Annotated in this window: 30 protein-coding genes; 25 read left to right on the top strand and 5 right to left on the bottom strand. The window is 59.1% G+C overall.

From position 1 onward, the window contains the following. Positions 1 to 31 precede the first annotated feature (31 nt). The 6 genes from AB7M22_RS19015 (at position 32) to AB7M22_RS18990 (ending at position 4,709) form a co-directional block, all read left to right on the top strand. Positions 32 to 388 (top strand): PilZ domain-containing protein, encoded by a 357-nt coding sequence (locus tag AB7M22_RS19015; protein WP_008014345.1) that lies wholly within the window; start codon positions 32 to 34, stop codon positions 386 to 388. Positions 389 to 403: 15 nt separating this feature from the next. Then, positions 404 to 1,195, top strand: coding sequence for a TatD family hydrolase (locus AB7M22_RS19010; RefSeq protein WP_454187432.1), 792 nt, complete (start codon positions 404 to 406; stop codon positions 1,193 to 1,195). Positions 1,196 to 1,589: 394 nt separating this feature from the next. Continuing rightward, positions 1,590 to 2,228: a TetR/AcrR family transcriptional regulator gene (locus tag AB7M22_RS19005; protein WP_007942012.1), complete on the top strand. Its 639-nt coding sequence runs from the start codon at positions 1,590 to 1,592 to the stop codon at positions 2,226 to 2,228. 138 nt (positions 2,229 to 2,366) lie between these two features. After that, positions 2,367 to 3,335 carry a GTP 3',8-cyclase MoaA gene (locus AB7M22_RS19000; protein ID WP_123357798.1) on the top strand — a complete coding sequence of 323 codons (969 nt, stop codon included), beginning with the start codon at positions 2,367 to 2,369 and terminating at the stop codon, positions 3,333 to 3,335. Positions 3,336 to 3,526: 191 nt separating this feature from the next. Further along, the gene (locus AB7M22_RS18995) at positions 3,527 to 4,132 is read left to right on the top strand and encodes a DUF4823 domain-containing protein (protein ID WP_007903975.1); all 606 of its coding nucleotides are present in this window, start codon (positions 3,527 to 3,529) and stop codon (positions 4,130 to 4,132) included. A gap of 16 nt (positions 4,133 to 4,148) precedes the next feature. Continuing rightward, complete coding sequence (locus tag AB7M22_RS18990; protein WP_008014342.1) at positions 4,149 to 4,709, top strand: DUF1285 domain-containing protein; 561 nt, start codon at positions 4,149 to 4,151, stop codon at positions 4,707 to 4,709. 59 nt (positions 4,710 to 4,768) lie between these two features. Here the strand turns inward: AB7M22_RS18990 and AB7M22_RS18985 are convergent, their stop codons facing one another. Further along, positions 4,769 to 5,641 carry an esterase/lipase family protein gene (locus tag AB7M22_RS18985; RefSeq protein ID WP_008014341.1) on the bottom strand — a complete coding sequence of 291 codons (873 nt, stop codon included), beginning with the start codon at positions 5,639 to 5,641 and terminating at the stop codon, positions 4,769 to 4,771. Between the two features lie 239 nt (positions 5,642 to 5,880). Between AB7M22_RS18985 and AB7M22_RS18980 the strand changes: the two genes are divergently transcribed. The 10 genes from AB7M22_RS18980 to AB7M22_RS18935 all read left to right on the top strand — a co-directional run bounded on the left by AB7M22_RS18980 (position 5,881) and on the right by AB7M22_RS18935 (position 16,976). Further along, positions 5,881 to 6,597, top strand: coding sequence for a FadR/GntR family transcriptional regulator (locus AB7M22_RS18980; protein WP_050683259.1), 717 nt, complete (start codon positions 5,881 to 5,883; stop codon positions 6,595 to 6,597). A 125-nt stretch (positions 6,598 to 6,722) separates the two neighbouring features. After that, the gene (locus AB7M22_RS18975) at positions 6,723 to 7,598 is read left to right on the top strand and encodes an SMP-30/gluconolactonase/LRE family protein (protein WP_454187431.1); all 876 of its coding nucleotides are present in this window, start codon (positions 6,723 to 6,725) and stop codon (positions 7,596 to 7,598) included. 273 nt (positions 7,599 to 7,871) lie between these two features. After that, positions 7,872 to 8,690 carry an SDR family oxidoreductase gene (locus AB7M22_RS18970; protein ID WP_454187430.1) on the top strand — a complete coding sequence of 273 codons (819 nt, stop codon included), beginning with the start codon at positions 7,872 to 7,874 and terminating at the stop codon, positions 8,688 to 8,690. Positions 8,691 to 8,811: 121 nt separating this feature from the next. Next, positions 8,812 to 9,816, top strand: coding sequence for a substrate-binding domain-containing protein (locus AB7M22_RS18965; protein WP_192344004.1), 1,005 nt, complete (start codon positions 8,812 to 8,814; stop codon positions 9,814 to 9,816). 66 nt (positions 9,817 to 9,882) lie between these two features. Then, positions 9,883 to 11,427: an L-arabinose ABC transporter ATP-binding protein AraG gene (araG, locus tag AB7M22_RS18960; protein ID WP_454187429.1), complete on the top strand. Its 1,545-nt coding sequence runs from the start codon at positions 9,883 to 9,885 to the stop codon at positions 11,425 to 11,427. 9 nt (positions 11,428 to 11,436) lie between these two features. Further along, positions 11,437 to 12,405 carry an L-arabinose ABC transporter permease AraH gene (araH, locus tag AB7M22_RS18955; RefSeq protein ID WP_095055320.1) on the top strand — a complete coding sequence of 323 codons (969 nt, stop codon included), beginning with the start codon at positions 11,437 to 11,439 and terminating at the stop codon, positions 12,403 to 12,405. 254 nt (positions 12,406 to 12,659) lie between these two features. Further along, a complete protein-coding gene (locus AB7M22_RS18950) occupies positions 12,660 to 13,373 on the top strand; it encodes a GntR family transcriptional regulator (protein ID WP_007903946.1) in 714 nt (237 codons plus the stop codon). Next, positions 13,370 to 14,377, top strand: coding sequence for an ADP-ribosylglycohydrolase family protein (locus AB7M22_RS18945; protein WP_454187428.1), 1,008 nt, complete (start codon positions 13,370 to 13,372; stop codon positions 14,375 to 14,377). Before AB7M22_RS18950 ends, AB7M22_RS18945 begins: the two co-directional genes overlap by 4 nt. Positions 14,378 to 14,587: 210 nt before the next feature. Then, positions 14,588 to 16,054, top strand: coding sequence for a purine-cytosine permease family protein (locus AB7M22_RS18940; RefSeq protein WP_454187427.1), 1,467 nt, complete (start codon positions 14,588 to 14,590; stop codon positions 16,052 to 16,054). Next, positions 16,047 to 16,976 carry a PfkB family carbohydrate kinase gene (locus tag AB7M22_RS18935; RefSeq protein WP_454187426.1) on the top strand — a complete coding sequence of 310 codons (930 nt, stop codon included), beginning with the start codon at positions 16,047 to 16,049 and terminating at the stop codon, positions 16,974 to 16,976. Before AB7M22_RS18940 ends, AB7M22_RS18935 begins: the two co-directional genes overlap by 8 nt. Before the next feature lie 115 nt (positions 16,977 to 17,091). Here AB7M22_RS18935 and AB7M22_RS18930 read toward each other — a convergent pair whose 3' ends face one another. The 3 genes from AB7M22_RS18930 to AB7M22_RS18920 all read right to left on the bottom strand — a co-directional run bounded on the left by AB7M22_RS18930 (position 17,092) and on the right by AB7M22_RS18920 (position 18,605). Continuing rightward, positions 17,092 to 17,472: a Rho termination factor N-terminal domain-containing protein gene (locus AB7M22_RS18930; protein WP_454187425.1), complete on the bottom strand. Its 381-nt coding sequence runs from the start codon at positions 17,470 to 17,472 to the stop codon at positions 17,092 to 17,094. A 98-nt stretch (positions 17,473 to 17,570) separates the two neighbouring features. Then, entirely contained in the window at positions 17,571 to 17,825 is a 255-nt protein-coding gene (locus AB7M22_RS18925) for a hypothetical protein (RefSeq protein WP_008012067.1), read from the bottom strand. 123 nt (positions 17,826 to 17,948) lie between these two features. Beyond that, the gene (locus AB7M22_RS18920; RefSeq protein WP_454187424.1) at positions 17,949 to 18,605 is read right to left on the bottom strand and encodes an HD domain-containing protein; all 657 of its coding nucleotides are present in this window, start codon (positions 18,603 to 18,605) and stop codon (positions 17,949 to 17,951) included. 231 nt (positions 18,606 to 18,836) lie between these two features. Between AB7M22_RS18920 and AB7M22_RS18915 the strand changes: the two genes are divergently transcribed. The 5 genes from AB7M22_RS18915 (at position 18,837) to AB7M22_RS18895 (ending at position 21,871) form a co-directional block, all read left to right on the top strand. Then, the gene (locus AB7M22_RS18915; RefSeq protein ID WP_454187423.1) at positions 18,837 to 19,319 is read left to right on the top strand and encodes an N-acetyltransferase family protein; all 483 of its coding nucleotides are present in this window, start codon (positions 18,837 to 18,839) and stop codon (positions 19,317 to 19,319) included. 154 nt (positions 19,320 to 19,473) lie between these two features. After that, complete coding sequence (locus AB7M22_RS18910) at positions 19,474 to 20,136, top strand: hypothetical protein (protein WP_454187422.1); 663 nt, start codon at positions 19,474 to 19,476, stop codon at positions 20,134 to 20,136. Then, positions 20,133 to 20,627: a PAAR domain-containing protein gene (locus AB7M22_RS18905; RefSeq protein WP_008012058.1), complete on the top strand. Its 495-nt coding sequence runs from the start codon at positions 20,133 to 20,135 to the stop codon at positions 20,625 to 20,627. The genes AB7M22_RS18910 and AB7M22_RS18905 overlap by 4 nt, the downstream gene beginning before the upstream one ends. A 6-nt stretch (positions 20,628 to 20,633) precedes the next feature. Then, positions 20,634 to 21,371 carry an alpha/beta hydrolase gene (locus tag AB7M22_RS18900; RefSeq protein WP_454187421.1) on the top strand — a complete coding sequence of 246 codons (738 nt, stop codon included), beginning with the start codon at positions 20,634 to 20,636 and terminating at the stop codon, positions 21,369 to 21,371. A 2-nt stretch (positions 21,372 to 21,373) separates the two neighbouring features. Continuing rightward, entirely contained in the window at positions 21,374 to 21,871 is a 498-nt protein-coding gene (locus tag AB7M22_RS18895) for a hypothetical protein (protein WP_454187420.1), read from the top strand. Between the two features lie 42 nt (positions 21,872 to 21,913). Here the strand turns inward: AB7M22_RS18895 and AB7M22_RS18890 are convergent, their stop codons facing one another. Beyond that, positions 21,914 to 22,183 (bottom strand): hypothetical protein, encoded by a 270-nt coding sequence (locus AB7M22_RS18890; RefSeq protein WP_454187419.1) that lies wholly within the window; start codon positions 22,181 to 22,183, stop codon positions 21,914 to 21,916. Positions 22,184 to 22,213: 30 nt separating this feature from the next. Here AB7M22_RS18890 and AB7M22_RS18885 point away from each other — a divergent pair, with 30 nt between their 5' ends. The 4 genes from AB7M22_RS18885 to AB7M22_RS18870 all read left to right on the top strand — a co-directional run bounded on the left by AB7M22_RS18885 (position 22,214) and on the right by AB7M22_RS18870 (position 26,536). Next, the gene (locus AB7M22_RS18885) at positions 22,214 to 23,206 is read left to right on the top strand and encodes a 2-dehydro-3-deoxygalactonokinase (protein ID WP_454187418.1); all 993 of its coding nucleotides are present in this window, start codon (positions 22,214 to 22,216) and stop codon (positions 23,204 to 23,206) included. Positions 23,207 to 23,225: 19 nt separating this feature from the next. Beyond that, positions 23,226 to 23,846 carry a 2-dehydro-3-deoxy-6-phosphogalactonate aldolase gene (locus tag AB7M22_RS18880; RefSeq protein ID WP_192344015.1) on the top strand — a complete coding sequence of 207 codons (621 nt, stop codon included), beginning with the start codon at positions 23,226 to 23,228 and terminating at the stop codon, positions 23,844 to 23,846. A gap of 63 nt (positions 23,847 to 23,909) precedes the next feature. Beyond that, complete coding sequence (dgoD, locus tag AB7M22_RS18875; protein ID WP_454187417.1) at positions 23,910 to 25,058, top strand: galactonate dehydratase; 1,149 nt, start codon at positions 23,910 to 23,912, stop codon at positions 25,056 to 25,058. A gap of 167 nt (positions 25,059 to 25,225) precedes the next feature. Continuing rightward, the gene (locus tag AB7M22_RS18870; protein ID WP_454187416.1) at positions 25,226 to 26,536 is read left to right on the top strand and encodes an MFS transporter; all 1,311 of its coding nucleotides are present in this window, start codon (positions 25,226 to 25,228) and stop codon (positions 26,534 to 26,536) included. Positions 26,537 to 26,591: the final 55 nt, after the last annotated feature.

Here is a 26,591-nt window from a genome sequence, read left to right as displayed (position 1 = left end):
TAGACTCTGATCATCAGAAATGGAGGTCAGCATGAACGAACCCATCAGTCCGGGGCCGCGCAATGGCATTTTGTCCTTGACCATCAAGGACAGGGCCGTGCTCTACGCGGCCTACATGCCGTTCATCAAGAACGGTGGCCTGTTTATCCCGACCAACAAAAGCTACAAGTTGGGCGATGAGGTCTTCATGCTGCTGCACCTGATGGACGAACCGGAAAAAATTCCGGTTGCCGGCAAGGTCACCTGGATCACCCCCAAAGGCGCCCAAGGCAACCGTGCCGCGGGGGTTGGTGTGCAATTCAACGAAGGCGACAACACCGCGCGCAGTCGAATCGAAACCCATCTGGCCGGAGCCCTGAAGTCCGACCGTCCCACTCATACGATGTAAGTTGCAGCCCTTTTTATGCTCGTAGATTCCCATTGTCACCTTGATCGCCTCGACCTCACTGCCCACGACGGCTCCCTGGATGCCGCACTCGATGCGGCCCGTGAGCGCGGGGTAGGGCACTTTCTGTGTATTGGCGTCAGCGCCGATAACGCCGCCGACGTCAAAGCCCTGGCCGAACGTTACGACGATGTCGACTGTTCGGTCGGCGTGCATCCCCTCGATGTGCAGCCGGGTGCCGCACCGGCGCTGGATTGGCTGTTGCGCGAACTCAACCATCCGCGAGTGGTGGCGATCGGTGAAACCGGCCTGGATTATCACTACGAGCCGGAAGCAGCAGCGTTGCAGCAGGAATCGTTCCGTTTGCACCTGCAAGCAGCTCAGCAGACCGGCAAACCGGTGATCATCCATACCCGTGGCGCGCGGGCCGATACCCTTGAGCTGCTACGCGAGGCGGCACTGCCTCAGGCGGGCGTGCTGCATTGCTTTACTGAAGACTGGGAGATGGCCAAGGCTGCGCTGGACATGGGGTATTACATTTCCTTGTCCGGTATTGTCACTTTTCGCAATGCCGATGCCCTGCGGGATGTGGCCAGCAAGGTGCCGGCTGACCGGTTGCTGGTGGAGACCGACTCGCCGTACCTGGCGCCGATCCCTTATCGCGGCAAACCGAACCTGCCGCAATACGTGCGCGAGGTAGCGGAATTTCTGGCTATGTTGCGAGGTGAGTCCTACGAACGATTTGCCGAGCAAACCACCGAGAATTTCAAGCGTTTGTTCCCGTTGGCGCACGTCGCGGCATCGGTGTAACGTTAGAAAAGATCGCAGCCTTCGGCAGCTCCCAAGGGGCTTTGGCCGCTGAATCGCAGGCAAAAAAAACCCGGGTTCTGGGGGGTGAATCCGGGTTAAGACCATTAGGAGTAAAACAAAGGCACGCAATCCTTTGGTACCTTCATCGGCGCGACACTTGGGGGAGATGCCTCGCCGACAGTTGAAGTATTGATCAGTATTGCGCCGAGTCCAGTTTAGCTGGTCGGGTTTTTAAACAAATTTGGAATACGCGCGCTTCGGTTGAGTTCTCATCAACCGCCGAGGTTGCGCGAATTCATCAAGAAACACATATATGGTCGGATGATCCGTGCATTTTGGCGTAAGTTAGGCATAATACGCGGCTTCGAATTTTGACCCCTACAGACCTTTTCTTATGCATAAAGAACCTCGTAAGGTCCGTGAGTTTCGTCGCCGCGAGCAAGAAATTCTCGATACCGCGCTCAAGCTGTTCCTCGAACAAGGTGAAGACAGTGTCACCGTCGAGATGATTGCTGATGCCGTCGGTATCGGCAAAGGCACGATCTACAAGCACTTCAAATCCAAGGCAGAGATCTATCTGCGCCTGATGCTCGATTACGAGCGCGATTTGAACGAGCTGTTGCATTCCGCCGATGTCGATAAGGACAAGGAAGCCCTGTCCCGGGCCTATTTCGAATTCCGCATGCGCGATCCGCAACGCTATCGGTTGTTCGATCGCCTGGAAGAAAAGGTGGTCAAGGGCAACCAGGTGCCGGAGATGGTCGAGGAGCTGCACAAGATCCGCGCCTCGAACTTCGAACGCCTGACCCTGCTGATCAAGGGCCGGATCAGCGAAGGCAAGCTCGAAGACGTGCCGCCTTACTTCCATTACTGCGCGGCCTGGGCGCTGGTGCACGGCGCCGTGGCGCTGTATCACTCGCCGTTCTGGAGCAACGTGCTGGAAGATCAGGAAGGTTTCTTCCAGTTCCTGATGGACATCGGCGTGCGCATGGGCAACAAGCGCAAGCGCGATACCGACACGCCGAGCAGCTGAACCATTCAGTTGCCTTATTGCGCCATGATTTAGCTACATGGCGCAGTACCGCAGGAATATACTCAGGCATAGGGCTTGCTAAAACTTGATTTGTGAGTCAAGTTTTGCGCGTTCGAATCTTCTTTCGCCGGAGTGATCATGATCGTTGACCGTCAAGGCAGGCGTTTTCGCAATTTGCGGATCAGTCTGACCTCAGCCTGCAACTACGCTTGTACCTACTGCGTGCCCAACGGCAAGCGTCTGGTGGCTGCGCAGGATGAGTTGTCGGCCGAGGCCATGGCACGCGGCGTGGCCTATCTGATCGAAGCTGCGGGCATCGAGCGCTTGCGCATTACCGGTGGCGAGCCACTGGTCAGCCCCAAACTCGAAGCCTTCATGACCGCCGTCGGGCAGATGGGCCTGGCGGACATCAGTCTGACCACCAATGGTCAGTTGCTGGCGAAGAAGCTGCCACTGCTGGTGGATGCCGGCATTCGGCGCATCAACGTTTCCCTCGATACCCTGGATGCCAGCGCTTTTCGCAGCATTGCGCGCGGCGGTGATCTGGCGACCGTCCTCGACGGCATGGACCAGGCCGCCGCGGCCGGCATGAAGATCAAGGTCAATATGGTGCCGCTACGTGGGCAGAACCTCGATCAGGTGATGCCACTGCTCGACTACTGCCTGGAGCGCGGCTACGAGTTGCGCTTCATCGAGTTGATGCGCATGGGCCACCTGGCCAGCGACTCCAACGCCTTCCTGCAGCAGTTCGTCAGCCTTCAGCAATTGCTGAGCCTGATCGGCGAGCGCTACGAGTACCTTCAGGCCGATGCGCCGGTCGATGCCACGGCGGTGCGTTACCAGATTCCAGGGCTGGGCCACTTCGGCGTGATCGCCAACGAAAGCGTTCCGTTTTGCCGCACCTGTTCGCGTCTACGCTTGTCGTCCACGGGTTGGCTGCATGGCTGCCTGTCGTCAAGCAATCGCCACTATGTCGGCGACCTGCTGGACAAGCCTCGTCACCAGGCGCTACCGGCCTTGCAGCGACTGCTGGTCAAAGCCTTGGGGGACAAGCAGGAAGTGGCGTTCTCTGGTGGTGCGACCATCATGAAAATTATTGGCGGCTGATCGGGCCTCATCGCGGGCAAGCCACGCTCCCACAGGTTACACATATGACCTGTAGGAGCGAGGCTTGCCCGCGAAAGCTATCTTTCGGTTCCCCAAAAACACCTGACACATCCCCTGTACATTGAGCTGGCGCGGAAGCTGCATCCCATGGCCATTCGCCGGTTTTCCGTCACCGGCCTCTGGAGGGTAGGATGCGTAGCCTGGTTTTGCTGCTGGCCGTTTTGGCGCTTGGTGGCTGCATGAATGTCAGCGATATGGCCGAAGGGACTCGCTACCACATGAGCGACGCGGGGCTGCTGGACCACAGCGACAGCCGTCGCGTGAATAACTTCCGCATTCAGCCGGACTCGTTCATCTACATCGCCCAAGGTGCCTTCGTGCCGCCGGGCAATGCCTACCCGCGCCCTAACGTGGTGGCCGAGGAGGCCTTCAACGGCTTTATCGAATATTTCCCGATGGTTCGCCGCGCCCGCGCGCCGGAAGGCCTCGACGCTGCCATGGGCGAAGCCCGTGCCGCCGGCGCCCATTACCTGCTGTACACCCGTTTTGCCAAGGCCGACGACCGCATCGGCAATTCGGACGAATGGCTCGACCAGGAACACGTGGATCGCCTCGGAATCGACAACGGCGTAATTCAGATCATGTTGATCGAGACCAGCACCCAGTATTTGATCGATACTGCACGTATCAAGAGTCGTGGCGGTTTACTGACGTTCCACGACAACAAGCCAGAAGACTTGCTGGGCCCGCCGCTGGAGCAATACGCTCGTAGCCTGCTGGGGCTCAGCGACCAGTAATTCAAAGGAGAACGCCATGAGTGGCCCGCAAAAAGCCAACGACCTGTTGGGGCAAATCCCCAAAACCAAAGGCTTGCCGCCGGTCCACTTGTGGAACCCCGACTTCTGCGGCGACATCGACATGCGCATCGCCCGCGACGGCACCTGGTATTACCTGGGCACGCCGATCGGGCGCAAGCCGATGGTCAAGCTGTTCTCCACCATTATTCGCCGCGATGGCGATGATTACTTTCTGATTACCCCGGTCGAAAAGGTTGGCATCAAGGTTGACGATGCGCCGTTCGTGGCGATTGCCGTGGAGGTCGAAGGCGAGGGTGAAGCTCAGGTCTTGCGCTTTACCACCAACGTCGATGAAACGGCCGATGCCGGCGCCGAGCACCCTATGCGCGTGGTGATCGATCCGGTAACTCAAGAACCCGCGCCGTACGTGCATGTGCGCACCAATCTTGAAGCGCTGATTCACCGCAACGTGTTCTACCAACTGGTGGAGCTGGCGGTGACCCGTGAGATCGACGGGCAGCGTTGGCTGGGCGTGTGGAGCGGTGGCGAATTCTTCCCTATCGGGCTTGAGCCGTAACGGGTTGAGCGCCGGAAACGAAACGGCCCGTTATTGCAACGGGCCGTTTTTTTATGGGCTTACAAACCCTTGCTCTTGAGTCGGGCAGCATGTTCCAGGTAGAGCATGACCGGGCTCACGTTCCAACTGTTGATCCCGGCCATCTGATTGACTGCGTCGAAATGGTCCATGGGATAATCCGAGCGGATCACTTTGCCCAAGTGAGAGCTGTATTGACCGACCAGTCCATCGTTGGCGTGCTTCTCTTTATAAAATAACTTCGACAGCACTTTACAGTTCAAATGGGTCGGGTCGAGGAGTTGCAGGCTTTGGAAGTTCTGCACGATCCCGCTCCAGGAGTAGTAATACACGCCGTTTTCAACTTCGTTGCCTTCCCCGCCCCAAACCTTTGGCACCCCTTGCGGGTACTTGCGATTGAAGGCAGCCAATCCTGCGCTGGTCAGCGATTCGAATGCAGCTTGAGGGTCCACGGGGTTTTCCGGGTGGCCGCTGATCAACGAAATGAAGGTGCCGACCGCGCTCAACAGGGCCAGTACGAAGGCTTCGGGCAACTCTCCGGGCGTCAGCGCCTTATGCAATTGGTCGGCAATCTCGGAGCCGTGATTGGGGCAGCTGACCGAGGTGACCGACGCGACTTTTTCCGGGTGCAGGGCTGCAACGTAGCGTGCGGCCAAGGGGCCTTGGCTGTGGCCGATCAGATTGACCTTGGCGGCTCCGGTTTCCAGCAAAATGCGGTCGACGTGTTCGAGCAGTTTTTCACCGCGTTCCTCATTACCGTTGACGGTTGGAATATTGACGGCAAACACCTGGGCGCCGGCGCGTTCAAGGGCTTCCTCGATTTCGAAGAAGTAGGGGTAACCGGCGATTCTATCGAAGCCGAAAAGACCGTGAACCAACACAATGGGGTATTTCGTAGACGCATCCATGTCCATGTTCATACCTATCGATAGCGGATTTGAAGGGGAGCAGATCGCTGACTACCTGATCTGTTGCGGCTAAACGTAGTTTACAAAGCGGGTATGTTCAAATCCCTTTGAGCAGGCGGGCAAGTCCGTTTTTTCAGGGACACCTGAAAATCCAATTGACACCCAATCATATGATGATTAGCGTGGACACCCATCGCGAACGGCTTTGTGTCGTTTCTTTTTTATCTCCGGTCGACGAGGTGCCCATGTCCAGCAGTTTTCATGCGTCGACGGTCGACTGGCTGGGGTGCTGGATTGCTGCCGGCCAGGTAAAACCCGGCGAAACCATCAAGGTCGAAGCCGATCTGGGCGAGCAGCTCGGTGTCAGTCGCACGGTCATCCGCGAAGCCATCAAAACCCTGGTGGCCAAAGGCATGCTTGAAGTCGGGCCAAAGGTCGGTACACGCGTATTGCCGGTGCGGCGCTGGAATCTCTTCGATCCGCAAGTCGTCGGCTGGTTGTCGCGCAGCGGCCTACCGGAAAACTTCGTCGACGACCTGCTCGACCTGCGCCGCACCATCGAACCCATGGCGGTGCGCTGGGCCTGCGAGCGGGCGACGGTGGAACAAGTGCAAGCCGTACTCCAGGCCTATAACGCGCTGGAACGGGCAGTGGACAGCGGCATCGATTACAACCGCGCCGACCAGTTCTTTCACGAGTGCATCCTCGCCGCCAGCCACAATCAATTCATCGAACAAATGGTCCCGGCCCTCGGCGCGTTGCTGGCAGTGTCTTTCGAAGTGTCTGCCGCTGACCCGGACGAACTGCGCCGAACCTTGCCAATCCACAAAGACATGGCCGACGCCATCGCCGCCCGGGATGCCGCGCGGGGTGTGTGGGCTTGCATGACGCTGATCGATAACGCGGACCTGGCGATCAAACGCTTCTACCCGCAAGTCATGGCCGATAAAAAGGCCAGCTAACCAGACGAACCCTGTGGGAGCGAGCCTGCTCGCGATAGCATCGGTACATCCAACATCCATGTGCCAGACAGACCGCAATCGCGAGCAGGCTCGCTCCCACATAAAAGATAAAAGCAGGAGGTTTCATGACGTGGACTGCGGTTACCGGACACCGTGCGCAACTCGGCGAAGGCCCGTTTTGGGATGCCCCAACCCAGGCACTGTATTGGGTAGATATCGCCGGTAAACAAGCGCTCCGGCTGATCGGCGCCAACGTGGAAATCTGGCAGATGCCGGAACACGTGTCCGCGTTCATCCCCTGCGAAAGCGGCGATGCCCTGGTGACATTGAGCAGTGGGGTTTATCGGCTGGATCTGGATTCCCCAGGCCTGGAACCTCGGCTGACCTTGTTCTGCATGGCCGATCCGCAACCCGGCAATCGCCCCAACGAAGCTCGCTGCGATGCCCAGGGCCGGCTCTGGCTGGGCACCATGCAAAACAACATCGGCGAGCAGGGCGAAGATTTACCTGTCGTGCGTCGCTCGGGGGGGCTGTTTCGCATTGACCGCGATGCTCGGGTCACGCCGCTGCTTCGAGGATTAGGTATTCCCAACACGTTGCTGTGGAGCGACGACGGCACAACCCTGTATTTCGCCGACAGCCTCGACAGCACGCTTTACCGGTATTTCATCCATACCGACGGCAACCTGGACACCGCCTATGTCTGGCTTGGCCCCCACGAACGTGGCGGCCCCGACGGCTCGGCGATGGATGCCGAGGGCTATATATGGAATGCCCGTTGGGACGGCAGTTGTCTGCTCAGATTGAACCCGGACGGTTATGTGGATCGGGTAATCGAACTGCCGGTCAGCCGTCCCACCAGTTGTGTATTCGGTGGCGAAGACTTCAAAACCCTGTACATCACCAGCGCCGCAAGCCCGCTCAATCACCCGTTGGACGGCGCGCTGTTATCGATTCGAATGGATGTGCCCGGAAAAGCTTGTCAACGGTTTGCTGGATAAATCCCAAAATATGGGATGTAAAATTATATATTGAGATTATTTGGTGGTCGGGTTTATAGTCGGCCCCATCAGTTACACGCACTCACACTTAAAAAAACAAAACAGGTGAAGTGATGCAGCGATATTCCACCGCACTCCCTTACGGAGTCAGTGCTTCAGGCCGCCTCGGCGCCCGGGCGTTTTCGCGCCTGCCTGCCTATTCCCCAAAGCCTTTTGACCGGACATCGACAGATGTCCGGTTTTCGTCGTGCCTTCGAACAGGAGTGTTGATCCATGGCTGAACCTCTTTCCTTGCCACCGGTGCCCGAACCGCCCAAGGGTGAGCGCCTGAAGAACAAGGTGGTGCTGCTGACCGGCGCGGCTCAGGGTATCGGCGAAGCGATTGTCGCGACCTTCGCCTCTCAGCAGGCCAGGCTGGTCATCAGCGATATCCAGGGCGAGAAAGTCGAAAAAGTCGCGGCGCACTGGCGTGAACAAGGCGCGGATGTCGTGGCGATCAAGGCCGACGTGTCGCGCCAGCAAGACCTGCATGCCATGGCCAAATTGGCCATTGAGCTTCACGGCCGGATCGACGTGCTGGTCAACTGCGCCGGGGTCAACGTGTTCCGCGACCCGCTGCAAATGACCGAAGAAGACTGGCATCGCTGCTTCGCCATCGATCTGGACGGCGCCTGGTATGGCTGCAAGGCCGTGTTGCCGCAGATGATCGAGCAGGGCATCGGCAGCATCATCAACATCGCCTCGACCCATTCCACTCACATCATTCCAGGCTGCTTCCCGTACCCGGTGGCCAAGCACGGTTTGCTCGGCCTGACCCGCGCCCTGGGTATCGAATACGCATCGAAGGGCATTCGCGTCAACGCCATCGCACCGGGCTATATCGAAACCCAGCTGAACGTCGATTACTGGAATGGTTTTGCCGACCCCCATGCCGAACGTCAGCGGGCCTTCGACCTGCATCCACCGCGGCGCATAGGCCAGCCGATTGAAGTGGCGATGACCGCTGTGTTCCTGGCCAGCGATGAAGCGCCGTTCATTAACGCTTCATGCATCACCATCGATGGTGGGCGCTCGGTCATGTACCACGACTGAATAACTCGGGTTTCAAGCGCGAAACTACGTCTGAAATCCAATCATCATACGATATGACTATTAGCTGCATGCTTTGAAGGCTTTCAAATAACGCTCAAAAAAAATAACAAGGAGTCAGCTTATGAAACGTCGTCGTGGGATCCGTTCCCTGTGCTGTGCCGCTTTGGCGGTCACCGCGGTCAGCCTCAGCAGTACATTGCTGGCGGCCGAGGAAGTGAAGATCGGTTTTCTGGTCAAGCAAGCGGAAGAGCCCTGGTTCCAGACCGAATGGGCCTTCGCCGAAAAGGCCGGCAAGGACAAGGGCTTCACCGTCATCAAGATCGCCGTGCCTGACGGCGAGAAAACCCTCTCGGCCATCGACAGCCTGGCGGCCAACGGCGCCAAGGGCTTCGTGATCTGCCCGCCGGACGTGTCCCTGGGCCCGGCGATCATGGCCAAGGCCAAACTCAACGGTTTGAAAGTGATCGCCGTCGATGACCGTTTCGTCGATGCCGGCGGCAAGTTCATGGAGAACGTGCCGTACCTCGGCATGGCTGCCTTCGAAGTCGGCCAGAAGCAGGGCGCCGCCATGGCCGCCGAAGCGAAAAAACGCGGCTGGGACTGGAAAGACACCTACGCGGTGATCAATACCTACAACGAACTCGACACCGGTAAGAAGCGCACTGACGGTTCCGTCAAAGCGCTGGAAGACGCGGGTATGCCGAAAGACCACATCCTTTTCTCGGCGCTGAAAACCCTCGACGTACCGGGCAGCATGGACGCCACCAACTCGGCCTTGGTGAAGCTTCCGGGCGCGGCGAAAAACCTGATCATCGGCGGCATGAACGACAACACCGTGCTGGGCGGCGTGCGCGCCACCGAAAGCGCCGGTTTTGCCGCGGCCAACGTGATCGGCATCGGCATCAACGGCACCGATGCCATCGGCGAACTGAAGAAACCCAACAGCGGCTTCTTCGGCTCGATGCTGCCGAGCCCGCACATCGAGGGCTACAACACCGCGAGCATGATGTACGAGTGGGTCACCACCGGCAAAGAACCGCCGAAATACACCGCGATGGACGACGTTACGCTGATCACGCGCGACAACTTCAAGCAGGAACTGGAAAAAATCGGCCTGTGGAACTGAGGCGCGGTTGATTTCATCGGCGGCCCTGGCGACGGGGCTGCCTGACCGGTGTGATGAGGTGGGTTTATGCACGCACACGTACAAACACATGAACAGAGTATCGGCGGCAGCCTGCGCTTCAACGGGATCGGTAAAACCTTTCCCGGGGTCAAGGCGCTGGACGGCATCAGCTTCGTCGCCCATCCGGGGCAGGTTCACGCCTTGATGGGCGAGAACGGTGCCGGTAAATCCACGCTGCTGAAAATCCTTGGCGGTGCTTACACGCCGAGCAGCGGCGATCTGCAGATCGGCGAGCAGAAGAGGATCTTCAAATCCACCGCCGACAGCATTGGCAGCGGGGTCGCGGTGATCCATCAGGAGCTGCACCTGGTGCCGGAAATGACGGTCGCCGAGAACCTGTTTCTCGGGCATCTGCCGGCGAGTTTCGGCCTGATCAATCGCGGCGTTTTGCGACAACAGGCATTGGCCTGCCTTAAAGGCCTGGCCGATGAAATCGATCCGCAAGAGAAAGTCGGGCGCTTGTCCCTGGGCCAGCGGCAACTGGTGGAAATCGCCAAGGCGTTGTCCCGTGGCGCGCATGTGATTGCATTCGACGAGCCCACCAGCAGCCTGTCGGCGCGGGAGATCGATCGCTTGATGGCGATCATCGGGCGCCTGCGCGACGAAGGCAAAGTGGTGCTTTACGTCTCCCATCGTATGGAAGAAGTGTTCCGCATCTGCAACGCGGTGACGGTGTTCAAGGACGGCCGCTTCGTGCGCACCTTCGAGGACATGAGCGCGCTGACCCATGATCAGTTAGTGACGTGCATGGTCGGTCGCGACATTCAGGACATCTACGATTACCGCAGCCGTCCGCGTGGCGCGGTGGCGCTCAAGGTCGACGGGTTACTGGGGCCGGGCTTGCGTGAGCCGGTGAGTTTCGAGGCGCACAAGGGTGAAATCCTCGGGCTGTTCGGCCTGGTCGGTGCCGGGCGCACCGAGCTGTTCCGGATGCTCAGCGGGCTGACGCGCAACACTGCCGGGCGCCTGGAGTTGCGCGGTCGTGAACTGAAACTGCATTCGCCTCGCGATGCCATCGCCGCGGGGATTCTGCTGTGCCCCGAGGACCGCAAGAAGGAGGGCATCCTGCCGCTGGCAAGCGTCGCCGAGAACATCAACATCAGCGCTCGCGGCGCCCATTCCACCTTCGGCTGCCTGTTGCGCGGCCTGTGGGAAAAGGACAATGCCGACAAGCAGATCAAGGCGCTGAAGGTGAAGACGCCCAACGCGGCGCAGAAAATCATGTACCTGTCTGGCGGCAATCAACAGAAGGCGATCCTCGGTCGCTGGCTGTCGATGCCGATGAAAGTCCTGCTGCTCGACGAGCCCACCCGGGGCATCGACATCGGTGCAAAAGCCGAGATCTACCAGATCATCCATAACCTGGCGGCCAGCGGCATCGCGGTGATTGTGGTGTCCAGCGACCTGATGGAAGTCATGGGCATTTCCGACCGCATCCTGGTGCTCTGCGAAGGCGCGATGCGCGGCGAACTGACCCGCGAACAAGCCAATGAATCCAACCTGCTGCAACTGGCGTTGCCACGCCAACGCGCTGCCGACGTGGCGAACTGAGAGGTGACTATGACCGTCCAAAACAACGCTCTGCCAACCCCGCGAAAACCTCTGGACCTGCGGCGCTTTCTCGATGACTGGGTGATGCTGCTGGCGGCCGTCGGGATCTTTGTGCTTTGCACCTTGCTGATCGATAACTTCCTGTCGCCGCTGAACATGCGCGGTCTGGGCCTGGCGATTTCTACTACCGGAATTGCCGCGTGCACCATGTTGTATTGCCTGGCGTCCGGGCATTTCGACTTGTCGGTGGGCTCGGTGATTGCCTGTGCCGGCGTAGTCGCGGCGGTGGTGATGCGCGACACCGACAGCGTGTTCCTCGGCGTGAGTGCGGCGCTGGTGATGGGGCTTATCGTCGGGCTGATCAATGGGATCGTGATCGCCAAGCTGCGGGTCAATGCGTTGATCACCACGCTGGCGACCATGCAGATCGTGCGTGGCCTGGCTTACATTTTTGCCAACGGCAAAGCGGTGGGCGTTTCGCAGGAACAGTTCTTCGTCTTCGGTAACGGCCAGTTGTTCGGTGTGCCGGTGCCGATTCTGATCACCATCGTCTGCTTCCTGTTTTTCGGTTGGTTGCTGAACTACACCACCTACGGGCGCAACACCATGGCCATCGGCGGCAACCAGGAAGCAGCGTTGTTAGCCGGCGTAAATGTCGATCGGACCAAGATCATCATCTTCGCCGTGCACGGTGTGATTGGTGCGTTGGCCGGGGTGATTCTGGCGTCGCGCATGACGTCCGGTCAGCCGATGATCGGCCAGGGTTTCGAGCTGACGGTTATCTCGGCCTGCGTGCTTGGCGGGGTGTCGCTGAGCGGCGGGATCGGGATGATTCGGCATGTGATTGCCGGGGTGCTGATTCTGGCGATCATCGAGAATGCGATGAACCTGAAGAATATCGATACGTTTTATCAGTACGTGATTCGTGGTTCGATCCTGTTGCTGGCGGTGGTGATTGACCGGTTGAAACAGCGCTGATTTTCCTTGTGGGAGTGGGCTGTCTGACACATTGAGCTTGAATGTGCCTGCGCCATCGCGAGCAGGCTCGCTCCCACAGTTGATCGGTGTCGCGCACAAGATTTATCTACACGGCAGATCCCCTGTGGGAGCGAGCCTGCTCGCGATTGATCGCGCAGCGGTCGATTTTGAACCGGCATCCTTCACCCACTTTCACAAAATATCCCTTGCTCGCCCCAACCCGTTTCAGCTATGACGGTACACCCGAGGTGTACATGATCAGACCAGTACGATTAGACAAGAAACAACAGGTGGTCGACGAGCTCACCCGACGCATCGAAAACGGCCTCATGGAGGACGGCGTTCCATTGCCGGGCGAACATCAGTTGGCTCAAGAATTCAAGGTCAGCCGCGGCACGCTGCGTGAAGCCCTGGTCGAACTGAAGCGGCGCCACGACATCGTTACGCAAGGCGCAGTGGGGTCCATCGTCACGTTCGATGGTGTGGTGCTCGATCAGCGCAACGGCTGGGCCCAGGCGCTGGCCGACAACGGGGCGCTGATCAATACCGAAGTGCTGCGGCTGGAGGCGGTTACTCGTCCGGACCTGTTGGCGCGTTTCGGTACCGATCAATTCATCACCCTCGACCGTCGCCGCCGTGGCACCGATGGCACCCTGGTGTCTCTTGAGCGTTCATTGATGCCTGCCACTGGCGGCCTGGAAAGTCTCCCGCGAGTGGGGCTGATCGATGATTCCCTGACCATCACGCTGGCAGCCTACGGCTACATTGGCGAGCATGGCGATCAGTGGATCGGTGCCGAACCCTTGAACGCCGAAGACGCCAAGCTGCTCGGGCGCCCGGAGGGCACGGTGTTCCTCAAGGCCCTGCGTACCACCTACGACCGTCAGAACCGCTTCATGGAACAAGTCGAAAGCCTGCTCGATCCGGTGCGCTTTCGTCTGCATTTGCAAATTGGAGCTTCAAAGTGACCAAACTCGACCGTGCCCTCGGCGCGTTCTACGGACTGGCCCTGGGCGATGCGTTGGGCATGCCGACACAATCCCTGAGCCGCGCCGAGATCAAGGCGCGCTTCGGTGAGATCACCGATCTGCAAGACGCAGGCCCGGATCAACCGATCGCTGCAAACATGCCCAAAGGCTCGATCACTGACGATACGGAGCAGGCGATCCTGGTCGGTCAGCTATTGATTGAAGGCGAGGGCTGGATCGAACCGCAGGTGCTGGCCCAGCGCTTGATCGAATGGGAAGCCGGGATGCAAGCCAAGGGCTCGCAGGATTTGCTCGGCCCCTCGACCAAACGCGCGATCGAGATGATCCTCGCCGGCCACTCGCTGGAAGAGGCAGGTCGCCACGGCACCACCAATGGCGCGGCCATGCGCATCACGCCGGTGGGGATTGCGGCCGATGTTGCCGATCCCGGGCGTTTCATCCGCGCCGTGGTGCAAGCCTGTCAGGTGACCCACAACACCACGCTGGGAATTGCTAGTGCGGCGGCGGTGGCGGCGGTGGTTTCTGCCGGGATCAACGGCATGGACCTGGGCGAAGCATTGAACCTCGGCCAGCAGATCGCTCAGCAAGCCGAGGGTCATGGCCACTGGATTGCTGGCGGACGTATCGCTTCGCGCATCAGTTGGGCGCGGAGCATCAGCGTCGACAGCGACAAAGCGTTGCTGGCGGACTTGCTGTACGACGTGATCGGCACTTCGGTGGCCTCGCAGGAATCGGTGGTGGTGTCGTTCGCGCTGGCTCAGCAAGTGGCCATCGGGGAGATGACGGCCTTCGAAGCGTTGTGCATGGCTGCCAGTTTGGGCGGTGATACCGACACCATCGCGGCGATTCTCGGCGCAATGCTTGGGGCCTGCCTGGGGCTTGAGAGTTGGCCTGTCGCGATGATCGAGCAGGTTAAAGCGGTAAATGATTTGCAGCTGGAACCGTTGGTGCAGGGGCTGCTGGCTTTGCGTTATTCGCGCTGACGCCATCGCGAGCAGGCTCGCTCCCACAGGGTATGGTGCAATCTCAAGGCACACGCCGTACCTGTGGGAGCGAGCCTGCTCGCGATAGGGGCGCCGCCTATTTAGAATTTCACCCGCAATGGAACGCACTGATATGGCAAGGATCGCCGGAATTTTATCTCGACTTCCGAAATTGCCCATAACCACAACAATGGCAACAGGAGCATTTTTATGAGTTCATCGAGCGCCGGGCAAAGTGCCGGGCAATTGGAAACCCGTGGTATCGAACCGGTGCCGGAAGGGGAGTGCAACGGTCACCCACAGCAACTGTTCTGGGTCTGGTTTGCGGCCAACATCTCCATCCTCGGCTTGCCGTTGGGCGCCACGCTGGTGGCCTTCCGGGGCCTGGCGATCTGGCAGGCGATCATCGTCGCCATCCTCGGTGCCGCCGGCTCTTTCGCGGTGGTCGGGATCATCTCCATTGCCGGTCGCCGTGGTCGCGCACCAAGTCTGACTCTGTCGCGAGCAATCTTCGGCGTACGCGGGAATATCGGCCCGACGCTGGTCTCGCTGATGTCGCGACTGGGTTGGGAAACCGTCAACACCACCACCGCCGCATTCGTCTTGTTGTCGTTGTGCTCGATTCTGTTCGGCTCGCCGGTGGAAGCCAAAAGCGCGCCGCTGCTGACCCTGGTCTTTATCGCGATATTCGTACTGCTGACGTTGTCGGTGTCCGGCCTCGGCCACGCCACGTTGCTGGTGATCCAGAGATGGGCGACCTACGTGTTCGGTGCGTTGAACATCCTGGTCGGCGGTTTCCTTTGCGCGACCATCGACTGGAGCGCCGTATTCAACGCCACGCCAGCGCCCCTGAGCGCAATGATCATCGGCATCGGCACCATGGCCGCCGGCACCGGGATCGGTTGGGCCAACGCCGGTGCCGACATGTCGCGCTACCAGCACCGCAGCGTCAAAGCCGTGCGTCTGGTGGCGTCGGCGGCGTTCGGTGCGGGGATTCCGCTGGTGTTGCTGATCACCCTCGGTGGTTTGCTGTCGGTAGGCAACAATGATTTGGCCTCGGCCACTGACCCGATCGTCGCGATCCGCGACATGCTGCCGACCTGGATGGCCGTACCGTACCTGATCACCGCATTCGGCGGGCTGCTGCTGTCGAACAACCTGTCGGTGTACTCCGCCGGTTTGACCACCTTGACCCTCGGCCTGAAGGTCAAGCGCGTGTATGCGGTGGTGCTCGATATCATTGCGATCTTCGCCGGTTCGATCTACTTCATGTTGATAGCCGAGAGTTTTTACGGCCCGTTCATCACCTTCATTTCCTTGCTGGCGGTGCCGATCACGGCGTGGGTCGGGATCTTTGTGGTCGACCTGATTCACCGGCATTACTACAGCCCCAAAGATCTGCTGGACGTCAGCCCGAGCAGCGCCTACTGGTATCGCGGTGGCGTCGAGTGGCGCGCCTTCGGTGCGTGGGCGCTGGCGATCGTGTTGGGCTTCAGTTTCACCACCATTGGCACCACTGAACAAGATGTCTGGTTCCGGGGCTTTTTGTCCGACTCCTGGCTGGGCCACAACGGCCTGGGCTGGATCGTGACGTTCCTGGTGGCCGGTGGCATTTACTGGGTCCTCGGCGGCGCCAAGGACCGCCGAGCCGCGTTGATCGAGCCGGCTCATGCCTAATCTGCTACACACCGGCCAGGTCATGATCGACCTGGTCATGGCCGTGGATAAATTGCCTCAATCGGGCGGTGACGTGCTGGCGCAATCCGCCCGTTTCGAAGCTGGCGGTGGCTTCAATGTGATGGCTGCGGCCCGGCGAAACGGCTTGCCGGTGGTCTACCTCGGTGGCCATGGCAAGGGCCGTTTCGGCGACCTGGCCCGAGAGGCGATGGCGGCTGAAGGCATTCGGATCGGCATCGATCAAAGCACTGAGCGCGACACCGGGCTGTGTGTCGCGCTGACCGAAGCCTCGGCCGAGCGCACATTCATTTCCAGCATCGGTGCCGAAGGCGAATTGACCGCCGAAGACCTGGCGAGTGTGCCGGCCGAGGCGGGCGATTTTGTCTATGTCAGCGGCTATAGCCTGCTGCATGGCGGCAAGGCTCAGGCGCTGGTGGATTGGGTGCTGGATTTGCCGGACGGGGTCAAGGTGGTGTTCGATCCGGGGCCGTTGGTGGATTCGCCGGACGCACCGCTGATGAAGGCCTTGTTGCCGCGCATCGATCTGTGGACCAGCAACCGTGTCGAGGCGTTGCGATTTACTGGGGCGAAGGACATTGCCGAGGCGTTGAATGGGCTGGCGGATCATTTGCCGGCGGACGCCTTGATGGTGGTTCGCGATGGGTCGCAGGGGTGCTGGATCAGCCAGCATGGTGACCGTCAGCATGTGCCGGGATTCAAGGTCGTGGCCGTCGACAGCAACGGTGCGGGGGATGCCCATGCCGGGGTGTTGGTTGCGGGGTTGGCGCAAGGTTTGTCGGCGATAGACGCGGCGCGGCGGGCGAACGCGGCAGCTGCTTTGGCCGTCACTTGTTGGGGGCCGGCGACTTCGCCGGGGGCGGTTGAGGTGGATGCGTTGATCCGGGAGACCTACGGCGCCTGATCGACCGCTATCGCGAGCAGGCTCGCTCCCACATTGGACCGTAAACGACACAAATCCCCTGTGGGAGCGGGCTTGCCCGCGATGAGGCCCTCGAATCCACCCTCAATCCTGACCTTCAACCCGCCCTGCGCAACGCCTCGATCAACTCCTGCTTGCGCATGCTCGAGCGCCCCGGAATCTTCTTCGCCCGGGCTTCTTTCTTCAGGCTGTCTACCGTCTGCGTATCGCGCGAAGCCTTGCTGTTGCGCGGCTTGCCATCACGGGTGGCCACCGCACGTCGGGCTGACTCCTTGCGATCTGCAGACTTGGCGCTGGCCGGCTTCTTGCGCCCGGAGCCGCCAGCGCGTTCACCTCCGCCTGACTGCTTGTTCACCGTGGCCCAGGCGCGAGCTTCGGCTTCATCTTTCGACACACCTTTGTGCTCGTAGCTTTCTTCGATGTGTTCGGCCTTGCGTTTTTGCTCGGCGGTGTATTTGTCTTTGCTTCCACGAGGCATGGGATTTCTCCTGGTTGCAGGCGCTGGCGAAGCCTGCGATCTTTGCTCTTCAAACATTCACAGGCAAAAGATCGCAACCTGTTGCAGCGCCTACTCGGTTAGATATCCAGCTTGCGCGCCGCTTCAACCCCTGCGGCGCTGAGTTTGATCGGCAGGTTCAGCGAGTGCTCGCCGGCTTCATTGCAGATCACATGACCGTGCTGGATCAACCCGCGTTCCTGCAGAGTCGCGAGGGTGCTGGCCACGACTCTCTCCCCCCGGTAATTGTCCAGCACCTCCTTGCCCAAGCCATTCGGGTGGGCGTGCAGCAGGCGGGTCAGGACTTCTTTTTCCAGGTTTTTATCGACGTTCATGGTTACCTCTTGGTTGGGATGGACGAGTGTTGCTCCTCGCTCACATCGGCGAGCCCTTACCCGATATTGGTCCTTCCTGACCTGGATTGGTGCCTGATGAACGACGAGCGGTGCCGCCCAGACTTATTGATCGACGCCAATTTCCTCCTTGAATAGCTCCATGAAACCCTTCAGGCGTTCGTGGCGAATCAGTGCCAGACGTTGACCGGTGGTCGTTTGGAAACCGTCCGCCAGGTGCAGCAGCTTGGTCTGGAAATGATCGAGGCAAAAGCGCTTGTCGTCGTAGTCCCGTTCTTTTGCCTCTGGGTCCAAAGGGTCATACAACGCACTGCCCATGCGCCCGGCAATGTAGAAGGTACGTGCCACGCCGAGCATGCCAAGGGAGTCGAGGCGGTCGGCGTCCTGGATGATTTTCGCTTCGAGGGTGATGGGCATGATGTTGGCACTGAAGCTGTGGGCTTCGATGGCGTGGGCGACCGCTGTGATTTTTGCGCGAGGCCAATCCATTGCTATCAGAACTGTCGAAGCTTTCTGCGCCGCCAGTCGTGAGGCCTGTGAGCGCTGCGGCGAGTTCTTCTCCACCGCCACGCAATCGTGCAACAGCACGGCGGCCAGCAGCACCTCAAGATCACCGCCTCCTTGCGCATGAAGCGTGCGCACGTTGTGCCACACCCGCTGCAAGTGCGACAGATCATGGGCGCCATCCTCGCCAGGTTCCAGTGCATGGGGCAGCAGTCTTGAGGCCAGATTATGCAGAGGCGCAAAAGCGATAGCAGTCATAAAAGTCCTTTAGTGTGGAAGCGCTTTTGTGGCAAGGGAGCTTGCTCTCGCTGGGCTGCACAGCAGCCCCACCCCCAGACGACACGGTATTTCAGTTAGATCGGCGTCGCCAGTTTTGCGACTGCTTTGCAGCCGAACGGGAGCAAGCTCCCTCGCCACATTGCTATCAAATGTGACGAGCGCCGCGCGCGGACTTAGTATGGCGTTTTCAACTTTTTACAAGGCACGTTCATGACGATCGAAATCCGCCCGGCAACTCCCAGCGATGCTCCGCAAATCCTCGCGTTCATCACTGAACTGGCCGACTTCGAACGTGCCCGCCACGAGGTCATCGCCAGCGTCGCCGACATCGAGCGCAGCCTGTTCAGCGAAGGCGCCACCGCCCATGGCCTGATCTGCCTGCGCGACGGCCAGCCGATCGGCTTCGCGGTGTTCTTCTTCAGCTATTCCACCTGGCTGGGCAGCAACTGCCTGTACCTCGAAGACCTCTACATCACTCCCGAACAACGGGGCGGCGGCGCCGGTAAAACCTTGCTGCGCCACCTGGCGAAAATCGCCTGCGCCAATGACTGCGGCCGTTTCGAATGGAGCGTGCTGGACTGGAACAAACCGGCGATCGATTTCTACAAATCCCTCGGCGCACAACCGCAGGAGGAGTGGGTGCGGTATCGGATGGATGGGGCGGTGTTGAGGGAGTTTGCCGAGGGTCGGTGATTGCTGCTGGCAATCTGATATGAATCAGTTGTTCGCACCGCTTTAGTCCGGCATTCTGTGCGCCCTTTGCGCGCTCACGGACGACACCTGCAATGCCTTTGGCACTCTTTCTCCACGCCCGTGGAGCCTTCGCCGCGTCAATGAGTGACCGGCGATGAGCGGACTTCGGGCGACTCTGCGTTTGTATGGCCTGGTGAAAAACCTCGGCTCCACGGACGACCTCCATCGCCAGCCGGTGGACATCCTTTGCACCCTCAACCGCACGGGCGGTAAGGCGATCCGGGCGTTCGTCTCGCGTCTGGACGCCGAGTTGATGGCGCGCAGTCGCGGTCTTGAGGAGTACCGTGTCATACCGCTTCGCACGTTCGATCCAAATCCGTTTATCCAGCAACATCAGGGCTGGCTGACGCTGCACGTCTGCTGTGGCTTCGTTGCCCTGGCGGATCAATCGTTATTGAGCGACGGCACGTTGCTGCCCATGGGTTGGTACGTCTATTTCGACATCGGCCAATGGACCGCGGAGCATTACATCGACTTCGGCCCGCAGATGGCCAGCCTGCTGCAGGCGTCCTATGACCGGATCGGGCTGCGCGACTACAACGCCGTGCTCAACGACCTCGACAGCGTCTCGGATGCGGCTCTGGAATGGCAAGTCGCCGAGGCCTGGCAAACCCTTCACAACGTTTCATCCTCCGACAGCCATGACAATTGCCACGCGCTGTTCGACCCGGTCGATAACCGCTGGCGCTTTGCCGCGACCGACATCGATATCCATCAGCCTTACCCTGAATCTCAGAAGCAAGGAGCTTTGACTTGAGTGGAAAACCCGCTGCGCGCGTCACCGACCCGACCGCATGCCCGTTGCCGGGCCATGGCACCAACCCGATCGCATCCGGCTCCCCGGACGTGTTCTTCGATGGCCTCGCCGCCGCTCGCATGACCGACAAATCCGCCTGCGGCAGCCCGATCACCGGCGCCATCTCCGGCACGGTATTCATCAACGGCCTCAACGCCGCAACGCTCGACAGTACGGGCGGGCATGGCAACGTGGTGGTTGGCGGCTCTGGCACGGTAATTATTGGCCAGAGTGGCGGAGGGGCGGCGTTTAGTGGGTTGCTGCCGATGCCGGTGCATTTCACGGACAGGTTGCAGGTGGTCAATGAGGCAACTGGAGAACCCGTTCCCTATCACCCCTACACCATTCAGCGTGGTGACGGCAGCGAAGAGCATGGCATCACGGATGCGTCCGGGTTTACCCATACCGTCAGTTCGCATTTGGCTGAAACTATTAAATTGTTTGTGGAGTGATTGGAGATGGCAGGCGAAAGCGCGGCAGTGAAGGAAGAATTGCCGAAAAGACAGGTTTGTGATCATCCACTTACAGACCCGAAAGACACGTCAGTGAAGCAGGTTGCCATTGCGGTAAAGAAAATATTTATCTTTTTTATTGGTGGGGCTGGGGATCAGGAAAGTTACTACTTGAGTGGCCCAAACTGGAACGTCAGTTATGTTCGCGACGACGTGTTGGCGGATGCTGATGCTCTGAGCTATCTCTGTCGGTGCCCTGTACGGGCAATGGCTTACAACAAATTTATAACTGATGAAGATTTGGCAAAAAATGTTCTGAGCGAAATTCCTGATACCTCCACAGCGGTTTATATTATCGGACACAGCTTGGGTGGTTGGAACGGTGCGCATCTCTCCAGTGTGTTGACGGATAAAGGGTACAAAATAAGGATGTTGATTACTCTGGACCCAGTGGGCGAAGGGAAAATTGTCTATGGCATCTCCAATATTTACAGGCTGACTCCTAAACCCAAAGCAGAGTTCTGGATCAATGTCCGAGCTGCAAAAATAAAAGACCGGAACGTGTCTGACTTTGTTGCGGATTTTGGTGAGCAATGGGAGATTGCGTCGGGTCCGAATGTAAGTGGCAGGGTAGATGTCAATCATGCAGATGCGAACATTATGTTCGCGAAGCCGTTAGACGGTGGGAAGTCTGCTCGCCAGTTGTTGGCGGAGTCCATACTCAGCTACTTTAAAGAGAAATAGCTATGCGCAGTTTTGTTTTTTGTCTTCTTGTGGTGTTGTGTGCTTCGTGCTCTTCAAATCACGGAAGACCCATCGCGACGCTTTATTACAAGAAGGTGGAAATTGCACCGAGTGGTAACGCCTATCTGATAAGTTTTACCAGTGATACCGAGCTATTGGGGTTGTTCAAGTCCAAGATCGGTGAGGGGTTGGTATGTGCGCTAGAAGATGATCTTGACTTTTCCGTCGGGCATTACATAAAACGCTCAGGAAGAGGGGCTGTCGAATTTGTGAAAGATTCTTCAGGTGAACATTATGTTTCAACGATCCTCTTTCGCGAGGCTGGAGAACTGCAAGGGAAGGAGACTATTCTCACCGATCAAGCACTGCGTGAGATTCTCGATAAGCGAGAGTTCATGGCTTGCACGTTCAGAGTTCATACCACTAGCTATAAAACATACTTCTCAAATGTTATGCGCGTGCCGACAGCAGATCTGTTGAGGGCGGCTACTCAAGAGTAATAGCGAACGGTGAGGCTTCTTGTCAGAAAGCAAGCAGCCTTATTACTCACTTGCTTCCCAGTTACCACTGAGCAAACCATCAAGTGCCTGCCTCACGGTGATCTTGAAAACCCCGGCCTTCCCTTCATCGAAGGCCGTTTTCCAGTACGTATACTCCTGACTGAAATCCGCAATCTCGGCGGTTTCACCCACACGGCGAGTGATGCTGCGTTGCAGAGCTTTGGCCTGGAAGGGTGTTTGTAAATCCCATAATATGGGAGTGATATTTATATATTGAGATTTATCTGCGTCCAGGTTTATAGTCCAGCTCACTCACTGCCAAAAAACAAAACAGGTGAAGCGATGCTGGCGCAATTGATCGCGCTCGATTGGGGGACAACCTCATTACGTGCTTACAAACTCGGCTTCGGTGGCCAGGTACTGGAACAACGCTCGCTGTCGTCCGGGATCATGCAGCTGCCCAAGACGCCGCGAATCATCGCCGGCCAGGAATGTGCCGACGGTTTTGAATTGGCCTTCAATGAGGCGTGCGGTGACTGGCTCGACGCGCAGCCCGATTTGCCGGTGATTGCTTGCGGCATGGTCGGCAGCGCTCAGGGCTGGCGCGAAGCGGCCTACTGCGACACGCCGGCGAACGTCGCCAATCTCGGAACTTCCCTACAAACCGTTCGCAGTCTTCGCGGTGTCGATGTGCATATCGTGCCGGGCGTGATTCAGCGTTCTCGTTTGCCGAACGTGATGCGCGGCGAGGAAACCCAAGTCCTCGGTGTGTTGCAGAATCTGCCGAGCGGGGCGGGCAACGATCTGTTGATCGGTCTGCCGGGCAGCCATTCGAAATGGGTGGAAGTGGCCGACGGCTGCATCGTGCATTTCGATACTTTCATGACGGGCGAAGTCTTCGCCGTCCTCAGCGAACACAGCATTCTGGGGCGCACTCAGCAGCGTGGCGGGTCTTTCGATGGCGAAGCGTTTGATCGCGGCGTACGGGTAGCCCTGTCGGCGGACGGCGAGATCGGACCGCTGTCGACATTGTTCAGTGCTCGCAGTCTGGGGCTGACCGGTGAACTGAGCGCCACGGCTCAACCGGACTATCTGTCGGGCTTGCTGATTGGTCATGAACTGTCAGCCCTGGCCAACGTTCAGCGGCGTCGGCGTAACAGCGTGCACTTGCCTTCGATCATCCTCATCGGAAATACCCAACTCTGCGCCCGCTACAACCGGGCACTCGACGCCTGCGGTTTTGCCCGGGTGACTCTGGCCGAGCAGGCCACCGAACGCGGGTTGTGGCAGTTGGCGGTCGCCGCCGGACTGATCACGACACCCCCATCCCGTTAAACCTGACTGGAGGTCTGACATGCTCAAGCAAGCACTGGCACAAAACGGACTGATCGCGATCCTGCGTGGCCTGCGCCCGCAAGAAGCGGCAGCCGTCGGCGAAGTCCTGTACGCGGCCGGATTTCGCGTCATCGAAGTGCCGCTTAATTCCCCCGAACCGTACGAAAGTATCCGCATCCTGCGCAGTACCTTACCCGCCGATTGCCTGATCGGCGCGGGCACGGTGTTGACGCCGGAACAGGTCGAGCAAGTGAAAGCGGCGGGCGGCCAAGTGATCGTCATGCCCCACAGTGATGCCAAGGTGTTGCGCGCGGCGAAAGCGGCGGGGCTGTTCCTGTCGCCGGGCGTCGCGACACCGACCGAAGCCTTTGCTGCATTGGCCGAAGGGGCGGATGTGCTGAAGATGTTCCCGGCCGAACAGATGGGCCCAGCCGTTGTGAAAGCCTGGCTGGCGGTGTTGCCGGCGGGGACGGTGCTGGTGCCGGTGGGCGGGATTACACCGGACAACATGCAGGTGTTTATCGAGGCCGGCGTCAAAGGTTTCGGCCTCGGTTCCGGGTTGTTCAAACCGGGCATGACACCTGAGCAAGTGGCAGTAAACGCCAAGGCGTATGTCGCTGCATGGAACGCTCTGCGTTAAGACTTTTTGGCGCCGAGCGCGCTACATCTAATAAGAGCTGCATTAACAAAAAGAGAGCAGAAGATGAAAATCACCAAACTCACTACCTTCATCGTTCCGCCGCGTTGGTGCTTCCTCAAGGTCGAAACCGACGAGGGCGTGACCGGTTGGGGTGAGCCCGTGGTCGAAGGCCGCGCGCACACCGTCGCCGCTGCGGTTGAGGAATTGTCCGACTACCTGATCGGCAAAGACCCACGCAACATCGAAGACATCTGGACCGTGCTTTACCGCGGTGGCTTCTACCGTGGCGGCGCGATCCACATGAGTGCTCTGGCCGGCATCGACCAGGCGTTGTGGGACATCAAGGGCAAGGCTCTGGGTGTGTCAGTCAGCGATCTGTTGGGTGGTCAGGTGCGCGACAAGATCCGCGTTTATTCGTGGATCGGTGGTGATCGCCCGGCGGACACCGCTCGCGCTGCGAAAGAAGCGGTCAGCCGTGGTTTCACTGCGGTGAAAATGAACGGCACCGAAGAACTGCAATTCCTCGATTCCTTCGAGAAGGTCGACCTGGCCTTGGCCAACGTCGCCGCCGTACGCGATGCCGTCGGCCCGAATGTCGGCATCGGCGTGGACTTCCATGGTCGGGTGCACAAGCCCATGGCCAAGGTGCTGATGAAGGAACTCGACCCGTACAAACTGATGTTCATCGAAGAGCCGGTGCTCAGCGAAAACTACGAAGCGCTGAAAGAACTGGCACCGCTGACCAGCACCCCGATTGCCCTCGGCGAGCGGTTGTTCTCGCGTTGGGACTTCAAGCGTGTACTCAGCGAAGGCTACGTCGACATCATCCAGCCCGATGCCTCCCACGCAGGTGGCATCACCGAAACCCGCAAGATCGCCAACATGGCCGAAGCCTACGACGTGGCACTGGCGCTGCATTGCCCGTTGGTCCCGATTGCCTTGGCGGCGTGCCTGCAACTGGACGCGGTTTGCTATAACGCGTTCATCCAGGAACAGAGCCTGGGTATCCATTACAACGAGAGCAATGACCTGCTCGATTATGTGAAAGATCCACGGGTGTTCGACTACGACAAAGGCTTCGTGAAGATCCCCAACGGCCCGGGCCTGGGCATCGAGATCAACGAGGAATACGTGATCGAACGCGCCGCTGTCGGCCACCGCTGGCGCAACCCGATCTGGCGTCATGCCGATGGCAGTTTTGCCGAGTGGTGATTTGACACCGTCCTTGTAGGAGCGAGGCTTGCCCGCGAAGGCCACGCCTCGGTCTGCTTGATTCTCATCGGCGTTCCCACTGACGCCTTCGCGGGCAAGCCTCGCTCCTACAGATTTTGTTGCGTTTCGTCCATTGACCTCAATAAACATAAGAAGAGGCACCTCTCATGCAACCGCAAACCCTCACCGGGCAGGCGTCGTTGGTGACGCCGAGCCGCAAGCGGTTTTTCATCATGGTCCTGTTGTTCATCACTGTGGTGATCAACTATCTGGACCGCAGCAACCTGTCGATTGCCGCCCCGGCGCTGACCAGCGACCTGGGCATCGATCCGATCCATGTCGGGCTGATCTTTTCCGCTTTCGGCTGGACTTACGCCGCCATGCAGATCCCCGGCGGCTGGCTGGTGGACCGGGTGCCGCCGCGCATCCTGTATAGCGTCGCATTGCTGCTGTGGTCGCTGGCCACGGTGATGCTCGGCTTCGCTGCCAGCTTCATCGCGCTGTTCGTGCTGCGCATGGCCGTTGGTGCGCTGGAAGCACCGGCGTATCCGATCAACAGCCGCGTGGTGACGACCTGGTTCCCCGAACGCGAGCGCGCCACGGCCATTGGTTTCTACACCTCCGGGCAGTTCGTCGGGCTGGCGTTTCTCACGCCGGTGCTCGCGTGGTTGCAACACCAATATGGCTGGCACATGGTGTTTGTCAGCACCGGTGCGGTGGGCATCATTTGGGCGGTGATCTGGTACGCAGTGTATCGCGAACCCCGGGATTTCAAGGGCGCCAATGACGCTGAAATCGAACTGATCCGCGAGGGTGGCGGGCTGGTGGATATCCAGGCCGAGGCCGCCAAGGCCAAGGCGAAATTCAGCTGGATCGACCTTGGGATTGTCCTGAGCAAACGCAAGTTGTGGGGCATCTACCTCGGCCAGTTTTGCCTCAATTCGACCTTGTGGTTCTTTCTGACGTGGTTCCCCACCTACCTGGTGAAATATCGCGGCATGGACTTCATCAAGTCTGGCTTGCTGGCGTCGCTACCGTTTCTGGCGGCCTTCGTCGGTGTGCTGTGTTCGGGGTTCTTCTCGGACTTTTTGATCCGTCGCGGCTACACGGTGGGTTTCGCCCGCAAGTTGCCGATCATTGGCGGCCTGCTGATTTCCACCTCGATCATCGGCGCCAATTTCGTTGAATCGACGCCGCTGGTGATTGCCTTCCTCGCGTTGGCGTTTTTCGGCAACGGTCTGGCCTCGATCACCTGGTCGCTGGTGTCGACCCTGGCCCCGGCGCGCTTGCTTGGATTGACCGGTGGCGTGTTCAATTTCATCGGCAACCTGGCGGCGATCACCACGCCGATCGTCATCGGTTTTCTCGCCTCCGGTGATTCGTTTGCCCCGGCGATTACCTATATCTCGGTTCTGGCGTTGTTGGGTGCGCTTTCCTACGTGTTGCTGGTGGGCAAGGTCGAGCGTATCAAGTTGTAGTCGCAGCCGTCGGGCGACCATAATGCCGTCCGTTCACTCGCTCAACGGTAAAGGC

The organism is Pseudomonas sp. ADAK2 TE3594, from assembly GCF_053628675.1.
The sequence above is the reverse complement of the archived record's forward strand: the minus strand, read 5'-3'. Positions and strand labels throughout refer to the sequence as shown.

What these genes read in the sequence shown, in the direction of transcription:
- AB7M22_RS19015 (WP_008014345.1), top strand. Translation starts at nt 32, where the DNA reads ATGAACGAACCCATCAGTCCGGGGCCGCGCAATGGCATTTTGTCCTTG.
- AB7M22_RS19010 (WP_454187432.1), top strand. Translation starts at nt 404, where the DNA reads ATGCTCGTAGATTCCCATTGTCACCTTGATCGCCTCGACCTCACTGCC.
- AB7M22_RS19005 (WP_007942012.1), top strand. Translation starts at nt 1,590, where the DNA reads ATGCATAAAGAACCTCGTAAGGTCCGTGAGTTTCGTCGCCGCGAGCAA.
- AB7M22_RS19000 (WP_123357798.1), top strand. Translation starts at nt 2,367, where the DNA reads ATGATCGTTGACCGTCAAGGCAGGCGTTTTCGCAATTTGCGGATCAGT.
- AB7M22_RS18995 (WP_007903975.1), top strand. Translation starts at nt 3,527, where the DNA reads ATGCGTAGCCTGGTTTTGCTGCTGGCCGTTTTGGCGCTTGGTGGCTGC.
- AB7M22_RS18990 (WP_008014342.1), top strand. Translation starts at nt 4,149, where the DNA reads ATGAGTGGCCCGCAAAAAGCCAACGACCTGTTGGGGCAAATCCCCAAA.
- AB7M22_RS18985 (WP_008014341.1), bottom strand. Translation starts at nt 5,641, where the DNA reads ATGGACATGGATGCGTCTACGAAATACCCCATTGTGTTGGTTCACGGT.
- AB7M22_RS18980 (WP_050683259.1), top strand. Translation starts at nt 5,881, where the DNA reads ATGTCCAGCAGTTTTCATGCGTCGACGGTCGACTGGCTGGGGTGCTGG.
- AB7M22_RS18975 (WP_454187431.1), top strand. Translation starts at nt 6,723, where the DNA reads ATGACGTGGACTGCGGTTACCGGACACCGTGCGCAACTCGGCGAAGGC.
- AB7M22_RS18970 (WP_454187430.1), top strand. Translation starts at nt 7,872, where the DNA reads ATGGCTGAACCTCTTTCCTTGCCACCGGTGCCCGAACCGCCCAAGGGT.
- AB7M22_RS18965 (WP_192344004.1), top strand. Translation starts at nt 8,812, where the DNA reads ATGAAACGTCGTCGTGGGATCCGTTCCCTGTGCTGTGCCGCTTTGGCG.
- araG (WP_454187429.1), top strand. Translation starts at nt 9,883, where the DNA reads ATGCACGCACACGTACAAACACATGAACAGAGTATCGGCGGCAGCCTG.
- araH (WP_095055320.1), top strand. Translation starts at nt 11,437, where the DNA reads ATGACCGTCCAAAACAACGCTCTGCCAACCCCGCGAAAACCTCTGGAC.
- AB7M22_RS18950 (WP_007903946.1), top strand. Translation starts at nt 12,660, where the DNA reads ATGATCAGACCAGTACGATTAGACAAGAAACAACAGGTGGTCGACGAG.
- AB7M22_RS18940 (WP_454187427.1), top strand. Translation starts at nt 14,588, where the DNA reads ATGAGTTCATCGAGCGCCGGGCAAAGTGCCGGGCAATTGGAAACCCGT.
- AB7M22_RS18935 (WP_454187426.1), top strand. Translation starts at nt 16,047, where the DNA reads ATGCCTAATCTGCTACACACCGGCCAGGTCATGATCGACCTGGTCATG.
- AB7M22_RS18930 (WP_454187425.1), bottom strand. Translation starts at nt 17,472, where the DNA reads ATGCCTCGTGGAAGCAAAGACAAATACACCGCCGAGCAAAAACGCAAG.
- AB7M22_RS18925 (WP_008012067.1), bottom strand. Translation starts at nt 17,825, where the DNA reads ATGAACGTCGATAAAAACCTGGAAAAAGAAGTCCTGACCCGCCTGCTG.
- AB7M22_RS18920 (WP_454187424.1), bottom strand. Translation starts at nt 18,605, where the DNA reads ATGACTGCTATCGCTTTTGCGCCTCTGCATAATCTGGCCTCAAGACTG.
- AB7M22_RS18915 (WP_454187423.1), top strand. Translation starts at nt 18,837, where the DNA reads ATGACGATCGAAATCCGCCCGGCAACTCCCAGCGATGCTCCGCAAATC.
- AB7M22_RS18910 (WP_454187422.1), top strand. Translation starts at nt 19,474, where the DNA reads ATGAGCGGACTTCGGGCGACTCTGCGTTTGTATGGCCTGGTGAAAAAC.
- AB7M22_RS18900 (WP_454187421.1), top strand. Translation starts at nt 20,634, where the DNA reads ATGGCAGGCGAAAGCGCGGCAGTGAAGGAAGAATTGCCGAAAAGACAG.
- AB7M22_RS18895 (WP_454187420.1), top strand. Translation starts at nt 21,374, where the DNA reads ATGCGCAGTTTTGTTTTTTGTCTTCTTGTGGTGTTGTGTGCTTCGTGC.
- AB7M22_RS18885 (WP_454187418.1), top strand. Translation starts at nt 22,214, where the DNA reads ATGCTGGCGCAATTGATCGCGCTCGATTGGGGGACAACCTCATTACGT.
- AB7M22_RS18880 (WP_192344015.1), top strand. Translation starts at nt 23,226, where the DNA reads ATGCTCAAGCAAGCACTGGCACAAAACGGACTGATCGCGATCCTGCGT.
- dgoD (WP_454187417.1), top strand. Translation starts at nt 23,910, where the DNA reads ATGAAAATCACCAAACTCACTACCTTCATCGTTCCGCCGCGTTGGTGC.
- AB7M22_RS18870 (WP_454187416.1), top strand. Translation starts at nt 25,226, where the DNA reads ATGCAACCGCAAACCCTCACCGGGCAGGCGTCGTTGGTGACGCCGAGC.